The sequence below is a fragment of the Clostridium autoethanogenum DSM 10061 genome, from assembly GCF_001484725.1.
GTDB classification, from domain to species: Bacteria; Bacillota; Clostridia; order Clostridiales; family Clostridiaceae; genus Clostridium_B; species Clostridium_B ljungdahlii.
Map to the genome: position 1 here is coordinate 1,798,075 of NZ_CP012395.1, position 18,941 is coordinate 1,817,015.

11 protein-coding genes are annotated in these 18,941 nt (G+C 31.2%); 4 read left to right on the forward strand and 7 right to left on the reverse strand.

The genetic code is table 11. From position 1 onward, the window contains the following. Positions 1-64 precede the first annotated feature (64 nt). The 3 genes from tyrS to CLAU_RS08095 all read right to left on the reverse strand — a co-directional run bounded on the left by tyrS (position 65) and on the right by CLAU_RS08095 (position 3,196). Positions 65-1,285, reverse strand: a complete 1,221-nt coding sequence (gene tyrS / locus CLAU_RS08085) for a tyrosine--tRNA ligase (RefSeq protein WP_023162401.1) — start codon at positions 1,283-1,285, stop codon at positions 65-67. Between the two features lie 213 nt (positions 1,286-1,498). Continuing rightward, positions 1,499-1,909, reverse strand: a complete 411-nt coding sequence (locus tag CLAU_RS08090) for a hypothetical protein (protein WP_013240425.1) — start codon at positions 1,907-1,909, stop codon at positions 1,499-1,501. Between the two features lie 138 nt (positions 1,910-2,047). Further along, positions 2,048-3,196: an AlbA family DNA-binding domain-containing protein gene (locus tag CLAU_RS08095; RefSeq protein WP_029170217.1), complete on the reverse strand. Its 1,149-nt coding sequence runs from the start codon at positions 3,194-3,196 to the stop codon at positions 2,048-2,050. A 348-nt stretch (positions 3,197-3,544) separates the two neighbouring features. Between CLAU_RS08095 and CLAU_RS08100 the strand changes: the two genes are divergently transcribed. Then, positions 3,545-3,709: a zinc-ribbon domain-containing protein gene (locus CLAU_RS08100; protein WP_013240427.1), complete on the forward strand. Its 165-nt coding sequence runs from the start codon at positions 3,545-3,547 to the stop codon at positions 3,707-3,709. 31 nt (positions 3,710-3,740) lie between these two features. On the opposite strand, the gene CLAU_RS08105 is transcribed toward CLAU_RS08100, so the two are convergent. Beyond that, positions 3,741-4,301 (reverse strand): ECF transporter S component, encoded by a 561-nt coding sequence (locus CLAU_RS08105; protein WP_023162403.1) that lies wholly within the window; start codon positions 4,299-4,301, stop codon positions 3,741-3,743. A gap of 159 nt (positions 4,302-4,460) precedes the next feature. Between CLAU_RS08105 and CLAU_RS20870 the strand changes: the two genes are divergently transcribed. Together CLAU_RS20870 and CLAU_RS08110 are read left to right on the forward strand one after the other, a co-directional pair. Next, a complete protein-coding gene (locus tag CLAU_RS20870) occupies positions 4,461-4,616 on the forward strand; it encodes a hypothetical protein (RefSeq protein ID WP_023162404.1) in 156 nt (51 codons plus the stop codon). Between the two features lie 186 nt (positions 4,617-4,802). Then, positions 4,803-5,789 (forward strand): phosphatase PAP2 family protein, encoded by a 987-nt coding sequence (locus tag CLAU_RS08110; protein WP_023162405.1) that lies wholly within the window; start codon positions 4,803-4,805, stop codon positions 5,787-5,789. A 395-nt stretch (positions 5,790-6,184) separates the two neighbouring features. Here the strand turns inward: CLAU_RS08110 and yidA are convergent, their stop codons facing one another. Further along, positions 6,185-7,003: a sugar-phosphatase gene (yidA, locus tag CLAU_RS08115; RefSeq protein WP_023162406.1), complete on the reverse strand. Its 819-nt coding sequence runs from the start codon at positions 7,001-7,003 to the stop codon at positions 6,185-6,187. Positions 7,004-7,224: 221 nt separating this feature from the next. Here yidA and CLAU_RS08120 point away from each other — a divergent pair, with 221 nt between their 5' ends. Continuing rightward, complete coding sequence (locus CLAU_RS08120) at positions 7,225-8,817, forward strand: peptide chain release factor 3 (RefSeq protein WP_023162407.1); 1,593 nt, start codon at positions 7,225-7,227, stop codon at positions 8,815-8,817. Positions 8,818-8,879: 62 nt separating this feature from the next. Here CLAU_RS08120 and trpS read toward each other — a convergent pair whose 3' ends face one another. After that, complete coding sequence (gene trpS, locus CLAU_RS08125; protein ID WP_023162408.1) at positions 8,880-9,890, reverse strand: tryptophan--tRNA ligase; 1,011 nt, start codon at positions 9,888-9,890, stop codon at positions 8,880-8,882. 362 nt (positions 9,891-10,252) lie between these two features. Next, on the reverse strand, positions 10,253-18,889 hold the full coding sequence (locus CLAU_RS08130; RefSeq protein WP_023162409.1) for a GH36-type glycosyl hydrolase domain-containing protein: 8,637 nt from the start codon (positions 18,887-18,889) through the stop codon (positions 10,253-10,255). Between the last annotated feature and the right edge of the window lie 52 nt (positions 18,890-18,941).

Below are 18,941 nucleotides of genomic sequence, written 5' to 3' on the forward strand. Positions count from 1 at the left end.
CTAATAATGGCTTCTTTTATAGGTGATCTATAAAAGAAGCCATTATTAGTTTATAAATTACTTACTATTTTAGTATAATCCTATTATACTTTTTCTTTCCTCTTCTTATAAGCATTTCTCCATCTTTAAAACTATCCTTGGTAATTAAAAGTTTTGGATCAGTTATTTTTTCGTCATTTACAGTGAGTCCATTTTGTTGTATTAACCTTCTTACTTCGCTTTTTGAAGGAAGTATTTGTAAATCAGCAAGTAATTCCACTATGGAACATCCAAGTGAATTTTCACCTATCTCTACAGTAGGCACATTTTCCATATTCTGTCCACCAGAAAACAAAGCTTCTGCTGCTTCCTTAGCTTTTTCAGCTTCCTTTACACCGTGTACAATTTTCGTTACCTCATAAGCAAGCACTTTTTTAGCTTCATTTATCTCCTCACCTGGAAGTGAGCCAAGTCTTTTCACTTCATCCATTGGAAGAAAAGTTAAAAGAGCCAGACATTTTTCCACATCAGCATCTCCTATATTCCTCCAGTACTGATAAAATTCATAAGGTGATGTTTTTTCAGGATCCAGCCATATAGCTCCCCCTTCTGTCTTACCCATTTTTTTACCATCACTTTTAGTTAAAAGAGTAAAAGTCATCCCAAAAGCAGGTTTCTGCTCTTTTTTTCTAATTAATTCTACTCCTGCTATTATATTTGACCACTGGTCATCTCCCCCTAATTCCAGCACACAGCCATATCTTCTATTTAACTCTAGAAAATCATATCCCTGCATTAGCATGTAGTTAAATTCAAGGAAAGACAATCCCCTTTCTAATCTCTGTTTAAAGCACTCTGCTGTAAGCATTTTGTTTACGGAAAAATGAACTCCTATATCCCTCAAGAATTCAATATAATTCAAATTTAAAAGCCAATCTGCATTGTTGGCAAGGATAGCTTTATCATCTTTGAAATCCACAAGCCTTGAAAACTGCTTTTTAAAACACTCTGCATTATGTTGTATTTGTTCTTTAGATAACATCTTTCTCATATCAGTTTTTCCAGTAGGATCACCAACCATTGTAGTACCACCACCAAGCAAAGCTATAGGTCTATGTCCTGCTTCTTGCATATAATGCATAACCATCATTTGTAAAAAGTGTCCTACATGGAGGCTATCTGCTGTTGGGTCAAATCCTATATAAAATGTCACTTTTTCTTTTCCTAATAACTCTCTTATTTCTTCTTCATGTGTACTTTGTTTTATGTATCCACGTTCCAATAATATGTCATAAACGTTAGGCAACCTAAATCCCTACCTTTCAAATAGTCAGTACAATAGTACTCTTATATATTGTATAGTATATATTTAAAACCTATTTTTATCAACATTTAAATGATTTACCTATGTAATTTTAATTTAAAGTTATTTTAAAAATTTTAAGACTGAAGATGCACTCTCCAGTCTTAACTATATAAAAACCAGCATTATTTTCTCACAAACAAATTACTTCATTAATCAGGCTACATACTTCATAATACACTCAGGTATCTCCTCTTTTTCTCCATTTACACTTATATAGAAATTAACCTTGTATTCCTCCGACAGCTTTTCAATGGCATAAAATAAATGCGCCATATCCTGAAGATTTTCTTTTACAATATTAAACAATCCATCAATAAAAATTGTATCAATATCATAATCTTCTGAAAGTACGCCGCACAAAAAACCATAAAACTCTTCTATTTTTTTTAATTTAAAATCACTTGTTACTATAAATCTTACTCCTCTGTTCAATTGCCACAGTGGTCCCCTATCATCATCTATATAGACAACGTGCCCCCTCCCTATCATTGTCTTTTCATTAGCCAAATTAATCAGTTCTTTAGTTTTCCCAGATCCTCTTTTGCTGCAAAATACATGAATCATTTTTATCACCCCTTAATTTAATATTCAGGTGTCATCCTTATAGATAAATTATATAATATTCAGAATATTTTTTCAATAACTTAGGTGTATTATTTTGGAAAATATTATTTTTATTTTTCTACCCTTGTTACTAGTATATTAGTTGCTCAACTTCTTAATACCAGGATATATAATCTTAAAATAATCATTTTTTATAGAATTTATAAATTTAACTCTTCCTACATTCTTAAACAGCTTCTGAATTCTACTAAAACTTGCTGCAGTTCCTGTAAACCTCTTTTTAGAATCCAGTGTAATTATTTTTTCATATATCCACATATTCCTTCTTGCATAATTATAGTAACTTGTATTTTCCCTATTTGATAACATTCCAGGGCTAGTTATTACTACACTATTATAGCTTACTATAACCTCTATTTCCCTAGAAAAATCAGAATAGTCCCTATACATTACGGCATTTCTTATTCCTTCACTTATCCCCTCTGTAGGATATGATTTCACTGTTATAATATTCTCAATAGCCTCTTGTGCTTTATCCATAATTGACAGTAGATTTCCCTGAATTATACTCACCTTTCTAAAATCTTTATTTATCTTATTAACTATTTTTATCATATTATGGGGAATATATACATTGTTTATATTAGAAAAAATTAGAAGCCCACCTAACGTTACCATATACTTACCTGAATCCTTATCTATATATATTATAGAAGCATCTTCCATTAACCCTAATCTATTTTCATCATTTACTTTTATCCCTTGAGACAAAAAATACTTATCTACTATACAATTATCTATACAGTTTAATTTGCTATGTGGTATAGGACACAATTCCGTATTTACATTTAAATTTTGCTGAAGAGCCGATATTATTTCCTGTTTACGCATCGTATCATTTGTTGAACCTCTTCTCGTGTAAAAGGCTCCATTTTCTCTCATTTGATATGGTTTTTGAGGTCCATCATATATATTTATAATAACTATATCTTTTCCCTTATACTTTAAAGTTTCTAGAGAAATTGGTATGGGAGGTTCTATTCTAGAGCTTATTATCTGCTGTATTTGTTCTTCACTAAAATTTCTGTCTACTCCTACTATTTTCTTAGTCTTATCTTCAATTCCAATTATAATATATCCTCTTCCCCCTCTAGAATTTGCTATAGCACATATGTCCTTAGCTAATTCTTTTCTTCCACTATCAGTTTCAATATTTAGTAATTGTTTAAAATCTAATTTCGGTCCTTCCATTTTCTTTAATAAATTAAAAAATTTTTTTATATCCATGAAAACAACCCCATTATTTTTTTGAGTTTAATATATAAAACTTTAATTTAATTATACCCTATTACTATTGTTATTTGACAGATTTTTAATTCATTCAACTTTAATTAAAATTAACATTTGCATTAATTAACATTTTCCCCTATGCTAGTTATATCAACGAATTGGTACAAGCCATAATTATTTAAAATATTGTTTTTTTATTAAAATATGGTATAATTAGCTTAGAGTTTTACTCTAATTATAATATTTATATTAGGTCAAATTTTTTCAAGGTGCTATATTCTCCTTTTAATCCTAGGAGGTAGGTTATCAAGAATAAAATTAGTCCTAGGTTAAGGAGGTTTTATTATGGCAGATAAAACAATCGTATGTAAAGATTGCGGAAAAGAATTTGTATTTACAGAGGGTGAACAGGAATTTTACAAGGAAAAAGGATTTGAAAATGATCCTGTAAGATGTCCTGAATGTAGAAGAAAAAGAAAAGCTGAAAAGAACAGAATGAGAGCTAGGTAAATAATTAGGAGAGGTAAAAACCTCTCCTTTATTATTTACCTAAATTAGCTCTTTTTAAAACTTTTGCTAGTGGAAGCGCTATAGCTATTCCTACAATACTCTGGGCTATATTTCCCGGGATTTCTGCTGCAGATAAAATAATGGCTTTTGAAAAAGCTATATTTGTGACAAAATGCATTATAAGTACTCCTGCTGCATAATATGCAGATACCATCCAAATACAAGCTACAATAAATGCGATTATATTATTCCAAAACTTTTCACCATTATATTCTCCCCTGTAAGCAATAGTTGCTGCAATCCAAGCCATAATTCCTTTTATAAGAAAAGTAAAAGGAGCCCAAATAACATAGGATGAAAGAACATCAAATAAACTCATTCCTATAGCTGCAGATAAAAATGCTTTTTTTCTTCCAATTAATATAGCCGCTAAAAGTACCATACTGTCTCCCATATGTACAACACCTTTAACCAATACTCCTGTTGGTATATTAATTATAGCTGTAGCAATATAAGTTATTGCAGCCATAAGTGATACCTGAATAATATCTCTGACTTTTAAACCACTTACACTTAATCTTTTCTGTTCCATTATAATGATAACCCCCTAAATTTGAATTAATAACATTATATTTTTTTTTATGAAAAACTCAAAATGTAGCGATACACTTTTGTATTAATTCATACAAAATAGGAAATACTATTTTATACATTTGATATTTTTATTTAATTATATAAGGGAGATTTTAAAATGATTTTTTTTAAATGGCTCTGCAGCCTTTTTTTGATATTCCTATTTATAGGTGCAATATTTAAAATGGGATTAACTTTCATAAATATGCTGCTTTTAATATGTGCTTTTGTTTTTATAATAGACACGGCATTTATGGGCAAAAAACGATTCTAATATGCTGCATAAAATTAACATTTTATACTTGATTTTAGTTTATTCCTCCCTAATGCCAAATAAATATAGAAAAGATAATTAGGTTATATTTATGTAAAATAAGATAAAATATTGTTAAATTTTTTTATATACTTACCCTTTTACTAGTGATATAATTTATTTGTCCATAAGGGGGGTATAAATTTCATGTATAAATTTGTAGAAAATAAAATGTGGAAAACTACGCAGCACACGTTTAAAATATTATTGAATTTACTAAGTAAGTACTACTTTATTCTTATAGGTTTATATTTCTTACATAAGACTTTACATCTAGTTCAATATCCATCTATTAGTTTGACTAGTAAAATATATCTGGGTATGCTTGCTTTAATGTGTTTCACAGTCTATTCAGATATTAGAAATGATATTAAAGTAATTCCTTTCTTAATATTATGTATTCCATTTTTTGCGTTCATATTTTACATAGAACAGCACGGATATGCGTTTTGGGGAAAAATGCTAAGTTGGCAAATAAGTAGGAAAATAGTAGTAGATCTTAATCCTATATTTAGTAAAATACCATTTAATAACGGAAGTTTTGCAAGAATTTATAAAACAGAAACTTTAACCTGGTTTTTTAGAATGGTATATAATAACGGTTTTGTACTACCTGTTTTACTTGCAGTGTATAGGTCTACCTTAGCCAAGGACTTTAAGAAAATGCTGCGTTATATTTTATCTGCACATGTAGTACAGATATTTTTAATAACTCCATTTTATCTTGCTTTCCACTTACAGGAAGTATGGTTCGTGCTTGGGCAACCTGATGGTCTTGATAGGCAATTAAGTCCAAGCGCTGCTGCAGGTGTTACTCTTAATTGTTTTCCATCTATGCATACATCTATATGCTTTGCCATGTTTTTATTAGTTCTTAGGGAACGAAACAAAATATGGAAATGCGTATTTGGTTTTTTCTGTTTAAGTGTAATATTCTCAACACTATATCTAGAGGTTCACTGGGTAATAGATGTTTTTGCTGGAATGATATTAGCTTACGTAACTGTAAAATTAGTAGACTTTATTTTGGCTAAAGGTAAAGTACTTGTCCAGAAGCCATTAGACATGCTTTATTACAAGAAGAAAAAGGCTATATATGTAAGTAATTACTATTTAGAAACTATGAAATATTAGTTCTATCGCTAGCACGCTTATATTATATTAAGTTAAAAGTTGATAATTGAAAGTGGAGAGTGAATGATAATTTTTCTCCAACTCTCCACTATATTTCATGTATAAGTTCAAACTTTAATTAGGATCAACGAATAAGCTTTCTAACTTAAAAATCAACTTATACGCAGGCATATTTTTACAACAATGAAGCTCATTTAAATATTTTGTATATAAGTCTTAGAAAAAAAATTCGTAAAAACTTAGAACTTTTGAATTGTCTGAGGTACGAGTTTTCAAAAGTTCTTAGCTTTTTTAGAATTTTTTACTTAGACTTATCAAAATATCTAACGAGTTGAATGTTGTAAAAAATATCCGAAGTATAAGTTGATTTTGGGTTTAGAAACTCTATGGAGATTCTATTTTACAGCACATTGTTCTAGTATAAATTTATTTATTACATGTGCCACTCCATTTTGCTCATTAGTTTTTGTAATATAATCTGCAACTCTTTTTGCATCGGAAAAAGCATTTTCCATAGCCACACCTAATCCTGCATATTTTATCATATGAATATCATTTCCAGCATCACCTATGCACATTATTTCATCCCTACTTATATTTAGCTTCTCCTTTAAAACTTGTATACCGAATCCCTTATTTACATTTTTGTTTATAAACTCTAAAAAATATGGTTCACTTCTAAGTACAGTATATTTCTCATATACTGTTTTAGGTAAATTTTCTATGGCCCTTGAAATCTTTGCTTCCTCATCTACAAACATAACTTTTATTATAGGTACATAATCAGGAATTTCATTCAAATCTAATATTTTAAGCGGTATCTTATTTAAAGAAGCTTCCAATTTACTATATTTATTTAGCTTAGACGCAGCACAAAAATCAAAAGTAAGAGTATGAATATTTACACTTAATTCCTTACTTAGGCTATATAAATATTTTAAATCTTCATGCTTAAGTAAATTTTCACTTATAACTTCACCATTATGGTTTTTTTGAACTACTGCTCCATTAAAGGCTACAGAATAATCTCCTTCTGAAGTCAATTTCAATTGTTTTAAATACGTTTCAATTCCCTTTAAAGGCCTTCCAGTAGCTAGTACAATTTTTATTCCAAGCTCTTTAGCCTTTTGAATAGCATTGTAATTTTCTTCTGAAATGCTTTTGTCATCTCTAAGCAAAGTACCATCCATATCTATTCCTACTAGTTTATACATAAATTTCCTCCATATATAGGTGCTATCTTATTCCCTTAAATAATATTTCATAATAATTATATCATTTACAAAAAATAAGTTTAAATTGTAAAAGACCTTATATTAACCTATAAGCATTAGAATTAAACGTTTAAATTTTACAAACAGCACAAGTTGACATTAATATATAATAAAGTTAAAATCAGTGATGAAACTAATAAAAAAAGAGGAGAGAAAAGGTAGTGGCAGACTTAAAAAAAGAGATAGAAAAAAGAAGAACTTTTGCAATAATATCTCACCCAGATGCAGGTAAAACAACTCTTACTGAAAAACTGTTATTATACGGGGGCGCCATAAGACTTGCTGGTTCTGTTAAGGCAAGAAAGGCTTCAAAACACGCAGTATCTGATTGGATGGAAATAGAAAAACAAAGAGGTATTTCTGTAACATCATCAGTAATGCAATTTAACTATAATAATTTTTGTATAAATATATTAGACACACCAGGCCATCAAGATTTTAGTGAAGATACATATAGAACTTTAATGGCAGCAGATAGTGCAGTAATGGTAATAGATGCAGCAAAGGGAGTTGAAGCACAGACTAAAAAACTGTTTAATGTATGCAGTTTACGTGGAATTCCCATATTTACATTTATAAATAAAATGGATAGAGAAAGTAAGGATCCTTTTGAATTAATGGATGACCTAGAAAATGTTTTAGGAATAAAATCCTACCCAATGAACTGGCCTATAGGATCCGGTAAAGACTTCAAGGGAATATATGATAGGGAAAAAAGTCTAATAGAAGTATTTAATGGCGGAAATCACGGTCAAACAGCAGTAGAATCCATAGAAGGCTCTGTAGATGACAATGTTTTTAAAGACTTATTAGGTGAAGCTTTACATGAAAAACTAAAAGACGATATAGAGCTTTTAGATATTGCAGGAGACCAATTTGACATAAAAAAAGTTAGAGAAGGTTCACTTACTCCTGTGTTTTTTGGAAGTGCCCTCACCAATTTCGGGGTAGAGCCTTTTTTAAAGGAATTTTTAAATTTGACTACAACACCTCTACCAAGAAAATCAGACGTTGGAGAAATAGATCCTTTTAGTGATGATTTTTCTGCTTTTATATTTAAAATACAGGCAAATATGAATCCCGCACATAGGGATAGAATTGCCTTTATGAGAATATGTTCAGGTAAGTTTAAGAAAGGTATGGAAGTATTTCATTTCCAGGGAGGAAATAAAGTAAGGCTTTCTCAGCCCCAGCAGTTCCTAGCTCAAGATAGGGAAATAGTAGAAGAAGCTTATGCAGGGGATATACTAGGTGTATTTGATCCTGGAATTTATAATATAGGAGATACATTATGTCCTGCAAATAAAAAATTCAAATTTGAAAGCATACCGGTGTTTGCCCCAGAACATTTCGCCAGAGTAAAAACCATAGATACCATGAAAAGAAAACAATTTATAAAAGGTATAAGTGAGATTTCAGAAGAAGGTGCAATTCAAGTATTTAAGCAGTTAAATATAGGAATTGAAGAAATCATCATAGGTGTGGTTGGCGTTCTTCAGTTTGAAGTGCTAGAGTACAGAATGAAAAATGAATACAATGTAGATATAAAAGTCGACATGCTTCCTTATAGAGCTATAAGGTGGATAGAAAGCTCTTCTACAAAGGTAGAAGATCTTGTTTTAACAAGTGATACTAAAAAAGTAAAAGACCTAAAAGGAAGAGACCTTTTAATATTTCAAAGTGAGTGGTCTATTAGTTGGGCACTTGAACACAATAAAGGCCTTGAACTATCAGATATAGGTAAAACAGAATAAAATAAGCCAGCTTTAATTCTCTACTGAATTGAAGCTGGCTGTTTTCTTAGTAAAAATTTTATTTACTTTGAAACAGGAATAAATCCTATCTTTTTCTGCATTTTTCTAAGTACTTTGCTTGATACATAATAAGCCTTTTCTGCACCTTTCTTATATATGTCCTCTAGATATTTCTTATCTTGAAGGAACGCATTGACTTTATCCTGTATTGGCTTTAGTTCACCTATTAAGGCTTCTGCAGTATCATTTTTAAATTCAGCATAGCCTTTGTCTTCATATTTTTTCTCTATTTCCTCATGGCTCATTCCAGTTACAGCACTCATTATATTTATAAGATTTTTAACTCCTGGTTGGTCATCATTATATTTTACTTTTCCAATACTGTCAGTAACACACCTATTTATCTTTCTTTTTATATCTTCTGGTTTATCCATAATAAGTATATAGCTGTTAGGATTATCTGATGACTTAGACATTTTCTTTGTAGGATCTTGTAAGTCCATTATCTTAGCTCCATCCTCTGGTATATATGCTTCTGGCATAGTAAATGTAGGACTATATAGATTGTTAAACCTCTCTGCTATATCTCTAGTTAATTCTACATGCTGTGTTTGATCTTTACCTACAGGAACAAGGTCTGCATTATAAATCAATATATCTGCTGCCATAAGTACAGGATAGTTTAAAAGTCCTGCACTTATAGAACCACCATTTTCGTATTTTTTAGATTTACTCTTATACTGAGTCATTCTTTCCAATTCTCCTACATAAGTAAAACAATTTAAAAGCCATGCTGCTTCACAGTGAGTAGGAACATGAGATTGAATAAATATAGTATTTTTTTCTGGATCTATACCTGCTGCTAAATATATTGCAAGCACTTCCAGGGTTCTCCTTCTCAAATCTTTTGGCTCCTGCCTTACAGTTATTGCATGTAAATCTACTACGCAAAAATAACAATCATATTTGTCTTGAAGCTTTACCCAATTTTTTAAAGCTCCAAAATAATTTCCTATAGTTAAATTTCCTGAAGGTTGAATGCCACTAAATATTACTTCTTTCTTTTCTTCCATGATTATTGCCTCCCTTTAAGCATTTATAAAAAAAATCCCTATGATATAAAAATCATAGGGCGTATTTACCGCTGTACCACCTAAATTCAAAAAGATAAAATTACATCTTTTTCTCATATGGATTACGAAATATCCTGTCTTTATAACGTAAGACTTACGGTTAAAACTACTAATTTAATTCATTTTTCTCCTCAAGAATCCATTCAATTCAAGCATAATTACTGTAATTTCACCTCATACAGCTCTCTAAAAATCTGTTTTTAAATTTACTTGCTTTCTTTCAAAGGATTTAAACTATATCGAATATTATCATATATTCTACTATAAACCCGTAAAAAATGCTATGGAAATTTTTGCCTGGGTTACATATATACTTTTACTTCATGCTCTCCCTCTCTTAAAAAAGGTATTATATCTTGTGAAACCTTGTTTCCATCTAACCATATTCCCTTTTCATTGTCTTTTAAAACCTGTATGTTATAAGTACACTTTCCTCTCGTGTATTTCATACTAAAACCATTCCAACTATCTGGTATACAAGGAGAAACTGTAAATCCTAATTTTTCTTTGAATTTCATTCCAAGTATTGACTCTATTCCAGTTCTATACATCCATCCTGCTGCGCCTGTATACCAGCTCCATCCGCCTCTTCCTGTATGAGGCTCAACTGCATATACATCTGCTGCCATAACATAAGGTTCCACTTTATAAACCTGACAATTTAAATATGTGTTACTATGGTTTATAGGATTTATCATAGAAAATGCACTGTATGCCTTATTATTATATCCCATTTTAGCTAGTGCTAAAATTGACCATATAGCAGCGTGGGTATACTGGCCTCCATTTTCCCTGACGCCAGGCACATATCCTTTAATATAACCTGGTTCTAAATCAGATTTATCAAAAGCCGGGCTTAAAAGCAATATAATTCCCTTATCTCTTCTTATGAGATTTCTTTCCAGGGCCTCCATAGCTTCTTTTGCTCTAGACTCTTTTGCGGCACCTGATATAACAGCCCAAGATTGAGAAATTGAATCAATTTGACACTCTTCATTCATTGCAGAACCAAGTGGAGTTCCATCATCAAAATAGGCTCTTCTATACCAGCCGCCATCCCACGCATTTTCCTCTATGTTTTCTCTTATAAATTCTTTTAGTTCTGAGTATTTATTTGAACTTTTCACATCCCCTTCAAATGTGCATATAGGTATGAATTTATCCAGTATATTATATAAAAACCATCCAAGCCATACACTTTCACCCTGTCCTTTATTTCCTACAGTACTCATACCATCATTCCAATCTCCGGAACCAATAAGTGGTATATTGTGACTTCCAAATTTAAGGGATTTTTCAATTGCTCTTATACAGTGTTCATATATGGTTTCGCTCTTTTCTGACACATTTGATATATTATATCTTTCATCTTCTCCATCTTGAAGGGCAGTGTCTTCCAAATACAAAGCTTTTTCAGACAATATGCTGTAATCGCCTGTATTTTGTATATAGTCTTCTACTACATAAGGAAGCCAAAGTAAATCGTCAGAAAATCTAGTTCTAATTCCACTTTCAACAAATGGATGCCACCAATGCTGTACATCTCCCTCAAGATACTGTCTTGAGGCGCTGTATATTATGTGTTTTCTAGTTTCAGATGGATCTATATAGCAAATAGCCATTACATCTTGAAGCTGGTCTCTAAATCCATAGGCACCTCCAGATTGGTAAAAAGCTGTTCTTGCCCAGTATCTGCAAGATATAACCTGATACATAAGCCAGCCATTCAACATTATATTCATAGATTCATCTGGCGTATCCACTTGTATAGTTCCGAACAATTTTGACCAATACTCCTGAACTTTTTCTAATTCCATATATGCATTTTTTATACTACTATATTTTTCAACTACCCTTCTCACTTCTTCAAAACTATCTTCTTCTCCAAATAAAATTAGTACCTCTTCTTCTGAATTTGTATCCAATTCTACTTTTACATTCTCAGCTAAACAAGGATCAAATCCTGCCCCTATTTTATTAGAAAATTGTTCACCTTCCAGTGCTTTAGGTTTAGATATATCTCCTCCCCTACCTATAAATTCCTTTCTACTAGCAGTATAAGAAAGTTCTTCTCCTCCTAAAATTTTCATGTAACATATTCCTTGATTAAAGTGCTCACTATATGGATTTCTAGCATATATATATTCCGATTCCTTATTAAATCCTGTACATATATACTGTGCTGTTTGCTCATGGCAAACTCCCAATACTAATTTTGCATAATAAGTTACTGAAATCTTTCTTCTCTTTCCACTTATATTCTTTAGCTTTATTTTAAACACTTTTACGCTTTCATTCATATCAGCAAAAACATCCATTTCTCCTACTATTCCATTAGCCTCATGTTTAAAATTGGAATACCCGAATCCATGTTCTATTACATACTGTCCGGAATCTCTTATAGGTTCAGGAGATATACTCCATATCTGTCCCGTAACCTCATCTCTTAGATAAATGCTTTCAGCTTCTCCATCCATAACTGGATCATTTGACCAGGTTGTAAGTTTATTTTCCCTACTATTTTTATTCCATGTATAAGAAGTACCACTTTCAGAAATATGAAATCCAAACTTTTTGTTTGAAATTACATTTATCCACGGAACCGGAGTATAATTATGATCTTTTAGCACTATAATATACGATTTTCCTTGTGAACAAAATCCCCCTAGCTCATTAAAATACTGAAGCTCTGGAAGTTGAAAATGATAAGAAGATTTGTTTTCAAAGGCTAACTTTGTATTTTCAGCAATCTTCTCCATACTACCCTCTGGTAAATATATACTATCTTCAATTTGCTCAAACAGTTCTCCCTTATCTCCATCTATTACAAATTTAGATATGCCTATAAGGAGTTCTATATCTTCTTTCTTCATAGTATCTTTATTATATAAAAATATTCCCCCATCTATATTTTTCTTATATCTTGAAGCTTTAGAATTCACAGCATCCCCTAACTTATTTTGAAGAGGCTGCATATATGAGCTATCTTGTAAATTTATAAAAACTAAATCTACCGACAACCCTTTCCACATCCAGTACTCATGTGCACTTAAAAGCTGTCTTACAAGTGACATGTGATTTTCATTCCTTATAACGGCAAGTACTATAGGTAAATCACCTGAAATTCCATAAGCCCATAAAGCAGACTGTCCTTTTCTTATATTCATAATATATTCTTTTCTTTGCTCAAGGGAGCTATTTAAGAATAAAATCCTTGAGGCCATTTTTTGATACATATTTATTTGATTGGATTTTATGCCCAAATACTTCATTTCCATTTGAGATTCTGTCCAGGACAGTTTAAATATTCTATTTACATTAAACATATCCCTATACTTATTTGCAATTTCGATTGCCTTTTCTCTGGAGCTTGTAATTGCAGTAGTATATGCTACCTTACAGGTCTTTCCTGGATCTACAGCTATTCTTACCCTAATGCTTATTACAGGATCAATTACAGCTCCTACGGACTTAGTAAGCTGCACATCATTGTCCATTGCCCTTGGATTTCTTAGATTTCTATTTCTTCCTATAAACTTCATTCTGCTGGTCTCATACTGGATAGAGCCTAATTGTTCTCCTTCCACTGCTATGGTCTGCACTAACCATGGTCTTTTTTCATCTTTTTTTCTAGGTCTCCTACTTGCAAGTAAACATACAGGATTGTGTATAAATTCAGTCTCTATAAATAATTTTTGGAATGCAGGATGAACCAAATCCGCATTATAAGGTGACAAGGTTACTTCCATATAACTGGTTATTTCAACTTCTCTCCTCTTTTCACCTGTATTTGTAATAGAAATTCTTCTCACTTCACCTTCTTCTTCTTGACATACAGTAACTTCTGTATAAGTTCTTAAGTTTCCATCTTTTCTTCTAAATTCTGATTTATCAGGCGAAAATACTACTTCATATTCCTCTCCTTCATATTCACAAGGTTCATAAGCAGCACTCCAATATTCATTTGAATTTATATTCTTTATATAAAAAAACATTCCCATATCATCTTTTGTGGCATCCTCACGCCATCTATAAATTGTCATGTTCCCTCTCTTACTATATCCACTGCCGCTATTGGTCATCATCATAGAATAATTGTTACTAGAAATTATATTCACTACTGGTATTTCTGTACATGCTCCCGTAAACTTTCTAGCAATTACATTTTCATTCTTTACTATAGGTTTTTCATTTACACTATGTTCTTCATGATTATAGATTATATTCTTAGGAATCTTCTCTTGAAGTAAAAGTTCTGCAGATTTTACCCTAGGAATTCTATGAAATCTTTCCTGAAGTACATTTTCCATAAGCACATTATCCAGTGACATAAAGCTCATTCCCTGATGATGTATCATAAAGCACTTTACCAGAGCACACTTTTGCTTTCTTGCAAGTCTTTCCTTGGTATAATCTATAGCTTCATAAAATCCATATCTGCCCTCAGCCTTAGATTTTATAAGACTTTTTACATTATAAAATGCACTTTTAAAATCAACCTGAAGGGCCATTAAGGATGCATAAGGTGCAATTACCAATTCATTAATAAGTCCCCTTTTCAATCCGGCTGCCGGTATTCCAAAAGCCTTATACTGATATATAGAATTTATATCAAAGTCATAGTAAGCAGATTCTGAAATTCCCCAAGGGACTCTTCTTTTCTCACCATATTTTTTTTGAGCTTTAACCACATATTCATAGGTTTCACTTAACAAGGTATTAGGAAAGTTTTTCATAATTATAAGTGGCATTAAATATTCAAACATAGTTCCAGACCAAGAAACTAATGCCTTTCCACCTCCCATAGAAGCCATGGATCTACCAAGATTAAACCAGTGATTTTGCTTAATCTCACCTTTAGCTATAGATACAAAGCTAGCCTGCCTTGCCTCAGATGCTAGAAGGTCATAATAATTTTTGCCAATAGTATCTTTTTCAACATCATATCCTATAGCAAAAAGCTGTCTTTTTTTACTATAAAGCATGCTAAAATTATGATCTTCATCAATGGTTCTCAATTTTTCTATTACATTTTTTACACTAGATATGAAATTACATAAATTTAATTTGCTATCCAATAATAATTTTTTCAAGTCATTTCCATGTCTATTTTCTTCTTGTGAAGAGTCTTTTTCATTACCTTTATCTATAAGATTAATTAATTTATCAAAAGCTTCTGGAACCTCTTTTAAAGAAATTTTAGTTGCTAATTCGTTTAATTCACAGCTAAAATCATGGAATTCCTCATTTTCATTTATTAAATAAATCCAGGGGAAAAATTCATTCAATTCATCCATAAATCTACAGGTCATATTTTTAACTTTCTCATTCCAATATAAGTTCTTACCAGCCCGTATAAACTTCACACATTCTGTATTTAAATCCTGCAATAAACTTTCTAAGGAAAATATAGTTAAATTGTCCTTAGAAAGTTTATCTATAAAATTACCATAAGCATATTGAATTTTAAGTTTACTATATAATTCATTTTGCGCTAGCTTCAAAGTATCCTTAAATCCATCTGGTAAATTTTTATTTATTATAGGATAGCTTAGATATTCTTCCAGTGATTCTTCTGTAAGCCACATATATGCAACTAAATTTCCACTATCAACTGTAGATATAAATCTAGGCCTTAGAGGAACTTTATTTTTTATATCATACCAATTATAAAAATGTCCTCTATACCTTTCTAAGGACTCCATATTGGATATTATATGTTGGAGTCTATATATGAGCTCTTTTATGCCTATATATCCTAAGTCGTAAGCAACTATATTAGAAGAAATCCCCATAGCCATATTAGTAGGAGAAGTTCTGTAGGCTACTCCCTTATACGGTTCTTCCTGATAATTGTCTGGAGAAAGCCAATTACTTTCAGGTGATATAAAATCTTCAAAATAAGCCCAAGTTTCTCTTCCCAATCTTCTCAATATATCTTTTTCTTCTTTATGAATATCTTCCTCAGTATTTTTTCTCTCATTGCTTATATTAAATGCAATCCACGGTGAAAAAATCCAAATTATGCAGGAAGGTATTACCAAAACAGCATCTTCTACAGAGCTTCTAAAGCCCAAAAAAGCTATAATAATACCTAATGCACTGCCTATCCACATAGAGCTTAAATAACTTTCCAATCCCTTTTTACAAGTGGCCTCTGCATCTGCTGCAGTCTGCCATTGGAGCAAATTCCTTTTACTTATAAAAAGCCTGTAAAGAGTTCTAATTATAGCATCCAACATTAAATACGCCTGATAAGGTAGAAAACTTAGTATTAGAAAAAATTGTTCTACTACAGTTTTAAAATTACTTATTTTACCTGAAAGTCCATTTCCCCTTATAGGAGAAACTACTGTTTCAGATACGTCAAAAAGTATAGGTGAAAGTATTGAAACAAAGGCTACTACCAAAAAATCATTTAAATTTTTAAATAATGTCATAGACACTATAATTAACACCATTATGGAGGGTGCTATAACGCTTCTTCTTAAGTTATCTATTATCTTCCACTTTGATAACCTATTTAAAGAACTTTTTTTAAATAACCAGGGAAGCAGCTGCCAGTCTCCTCTTACCCACCTATGAAGTCTTTTACAACTGGTATTATAGTAAGCAGGATATCCGTCTACAAGTTCTATATCAGTCACAAGAGCAGCTCTTGTATAAGATCCTTCTAAAAGATCATGGCTTAATACAGAATTTTCGGGTATTTCACCTTTTAAAACACTGTTAAATACATCTACATCATAAATACCTTTACCCGTAAATATACCTTCGTCAAATAAATCTTCATACACATCAGAAATGGCATTTGTATATACGTCTATTCCTGTTTCACCTGAAAATATGCTGGAATGAAGCGTCTTATTTGCACTTAATACACTGACGCTTACTCTAGGTTGCATAAGTCCGTGTCCCCTTACTACTTTTTTACCGTCACGATTCAGATAAGGTATGTTTAGGGGATGAGCCATAGCTCCTACGAGGAATCTAGCTGCGTCTTTAGGCAATTTAGTATCTGCATCCAAAGTTATAACATACTTTACATCATATAAATTTTTTATGTCGCCACTTATAACATCATAACTTGTATTATCGTTTCCCCTTATAAGAGAGTTGAACTCCATAAGCTTTCCACGTTTTCTTTCCCATCCAATCCACTTTCCCTCTTTCTCATTATATTTCCTAAACCTGCTTAAAAAATAGAATTTGTCTTTTTGCCCTTGAGAATATTGCTTATTTAATTTTTCTATTTCATTTAAAGCTGTATCTACTATTAATTTATCATCTTTCTCTTCTCTTTCAAGACTATCCTTAAAATCCCCCAATAGTGCAAAATACAAATTTTTTTCTTCATTTGCTAGATAATAAACCTCCATATCACCTATAAGTTTTTTAACCTGCTTAATATCGTTTATAATAGCAGGTATTACTACTACCGTACTAAACTTTTCAGGTACACCATCTCTAAATTCAATTTTAGGTATAAACCTTGGTTTTACAAGCTTATTTACACTCCAGTTGAATATAGATATAAATATATCACTTAAAGGTATAAAGAGTACAATTGCTCCTAATATATATTTCCACAAAGGTAAATTCTCTACATAAAAATTTATACCACTTATGAGTGCATCTAGAAAAATAGTTCCAAATACAACACTACCTATATAGAAGTTAACCGTTATCTTATTTTGAGCTTTGCAATGCAAATTTTTATATTCTCTTGTACTATTTTTTATTTTTTTCTCAAGACAGCTTATACCCTTATCGATTAAATAATACCCTACATGTTTTTCGTATTCTTCTCCACAAGCTTCTTTTGCACACTCTATAGCTTTCTTGGCTATAAAAGATTCAGGTATGTTTATATTTTTAGACATTTTTTCTATTCTATGTCTGTAATAATCCTTAGACTTAAAATCCATTTCACTGTAAATTCCTGCAGGATCCATTTTCAATATTTCTTCTACGTAGGACAATCTTTCAAAATTTTCTTTCCAGTTCAATGCAGATATTTCTACCATTCCACTTATGGAATTTTCCATAGAAATCTGGCATACACCCTGCTTTTGGTGATTTATATTTACCATCCTTTTAACGCTGCTATCTTCTTTATCTAGTTCTTCATCTATCCACTTGTATATTTCAGCATTTCCTATAAAATTATCCCTTAATGTTTTAATGAATCCTTCTGTAAAATGGGGTGTAAATTTAATATTTTTATCCTTTAACTTATGAATTATTTCATTTCCATTCTCTTTAGAATTTATAATATCCTCTGCTTCACTTTTTGCCCTCTTTCTTTCTTTTTGCATAAATACCATACGATCAGTTATACTACTTATATTTTGAATCAAAGCTATCCTTATCATTATAGGTATTGCCCAGAGTTCTCCACTTCTTAATATTGTGTTTTCTTGATATGCATTTATGAATGTCTCTATGGTATCTTCTTTTACAGTTCCCTGAGTTTTTGATAACATTTCCCTCGCAATGTAATATATTCTAGGGAAACCCTTCATAGTGCCTTCAGTCATTACAGGAAGATTTCTATAATATTTTTCAGACATATTATTTTTTATATCTTTGTATTCCTTTTTTACCAAATACAAATTATCTAAAAGCCATTCGGCACAGGATACTATTTCCTCTCTATCTTTAATTTCCTCATCAAAAAAATTGTATCCAGCTAAAATTCTTCCATAACTTTTATCCAAACTCTTTATTAATTGCTTCTTGCAGCTTTTTCTTTGAACTGCAGACGGAACAGTTGATATTTCTCTAGCATATTTCTTTAATTCTTCTCTATCAACAATTAGTGTAGAAATATCCTCTCCTACATTTTCATTTCTACAATCAACCCTATTGAGTTTGCTATAAGTCATCATGAGCAATAAAATTATCCCTATACCTATAATGCATATAATGTAAAGCATAAAAAATCCATCCTTTCCTGTGAAAAAGAATTTTGCTTTGATTATTGTTCCC